The following is a 1,700-nucleotide window of genomic DNA, read 5'->3' as shown; positions in this document are numbered from 1 at the left end:
GGCGCTTCGCCCGCCAGCGGTGGCGGCTGGCGCGAACCGGCGCGGCCTGGCTTCAATGCGCCACCCCAGCAGAACTACGCCGCGCCGCCCGCTAACTACGGCGCCGCGCCACAGCAGGCTCCAGGGGCCGGCAGCTTCATGAGCGGCGCGCTGAAAACCGCGGCTGGCGTGGCCGGGGGCGTGATGCTGGCCCAGGGCATCAGCAGTCTGTTCCACGGTGCCCAGCAGCCTCAGGAAGTCGTCGAGGTCATCGAGCAAGAGCCGGCCCAACCGGTCAACGACACGGCAAGCAGTGACAGCGGCTGGGGCGATGACTCAAGCGTCGCGGGTAACGATGCCTATGGCAACGACCAGGGCGGTTTCGCCGACGCCGACTACGGCGACGATTCATCTTTCTTCGGCGATGACGACTCCTTCGTCTGACCTGCCATTCGTCCGGGGCGCCCAGGTGCCTCGGACCGATTATTCGCGGAACATTCCTCTGGGCTGGCATACTGGGCAACTTTTCGGGCCCGCTCTGCTGGCTTGTGCATTCAAGAGGAAACGCGGTGAAAAAAATCGCAGTGTTCGCCGATGTCCAGAACCTCTACTACACCGTGCGCCAGGCTTATGGTTGCCATTTCAACTACGCGGCCTTGTGGGCCGATGTCAGCAAGCAGGGGCAGATCGTCGAGGCTTACGCGTATGCGATCGATCGCGGTGACAGCAAGCAGCAGCAATTCCAGCAGATCCTGCGCAACCTGGGGTTTGTCGTGAAGCTCAAGCCTTACATCCAGCGCAGCGACGGCTCGGCCAAGGGCGACTGGGACGTGGGCATCACCCTGGACATCATGGACGCAGCCGATCACGTTGACGAAGTGGTGTTGGCGTCCGGTGATGGCGATTTCGACATGCTGCTGGAACGCATCATCAGCAAACACGGGGTTCAGGCGGTGGCCTATGGTGTGCCGGGGCTGACGGCCAACTCGCTGATTCGCGCCGCCAGCCGCTACGTGCCGATCGAAGGCGCGTTGCTGCTCAAGAATTGATTTTTACGGAGTTCAGACAGGTTTGGAACGCATCGCAGTCATCGACTTTGAAACCACCGGCATCACGCCGAGCAGCAGTTGCCGGGCCACCGAAATCGCCGTGGTGATCCTCGAACACGGCCGGATTGTGGATCGCTATCAGAGCCTGATGAACGCCGGTGTGCGCGTGCCTGCGTTCATCGAGCAACTGACCGGCATCAGCAACGCCATGCTGCGCAGCGCCCCGCCCGCGGAAAAGGTGATGAACGAGGTCAACGAGTTCGTCGGCATCACGCCGCTGCTGGCCCACAACGCCGCGTTCGACCAGAAGTTCTGGGACTTCGAACTGGGTCGGATCAAGCGCACCCGCCTGCAGAATTTTGCCTGTTCACTGCTGCTGGCCCGGCGCCTGATGCCGACGGCGCCGAACCACAAGCTCGGCACGCTCAACACCTTCGCCGGCCTGCCTCACACGGGCCAGGCTCACCGGGCCATGGCCGACGCCGAAATGGCCGCCAACCTCACCGCGCACCTGGCGACGCAGCTGCGGCAACAGCACGGGCTGCGGGAGTTGTCCCACGATCTGCTGTGCAGTTTGCAGAAAGTGCCGGCGGCGAAAATCAACGAGCACCTCAAACGCCATCGCGGGTTCTAGGCATACTGCAAAACCCTGTGGGAGCGGGCTTGCTCGCG

3 protein-coding genes are annotated in these 1,700 nt (G+C 63.2%); all 3 read left to right on the top strand.

The window, feature by feature from the left end:
• Positions 1-423, top strand: a 423-nt coding sequence (locus HU811_RS26820) for a DUF2076 domain-containing protein (RefSeq protein WP_186659118.1), incomplete at its 5' end; no start/stop codon positions are given.
• 125 nt (positions 424-548) lie between these two features.
• Positions 549-1,028, top strand: a complete 480-nt coding sequence (locus tag HU811_RS26815; protein ID WP_003185707.1) for a LabA-like NYN domain-containing protein — start codon at positions 549-551, stop codon at positions 1,026-1,028.
• Between the two features lie 22 nt (positions 1,029-1,050).
• Complete coding sequence (locus HU811_RS26810; protein WP_186659116.1) at positions 1,051-1,662, top strand: 3'-5' exonuclease; 612 nt, start codon at positions 1,051-1,053, stop codon at positions 1,660-1,662.
• The last annotated feature ends 38 nt before the right edge of the window (positions 1,663-1,700 follow it).

The sequence above is a fragment of the Pseudomonas tehranensis genome (assembly GCF_014268615.1).
In the GTDB taxonomy this organism is placed as follows: domain Bacteria; phylum Pseudomonadota; class Gammaproteobacteria; order Pseudomonadales; family Pseudomonadaceae; genus Aquipseudomonas; species Aquipseudomonas tehranensis.
This window is presented reverse-complemented; position numbering and strand designations above follow the sequence as displayed.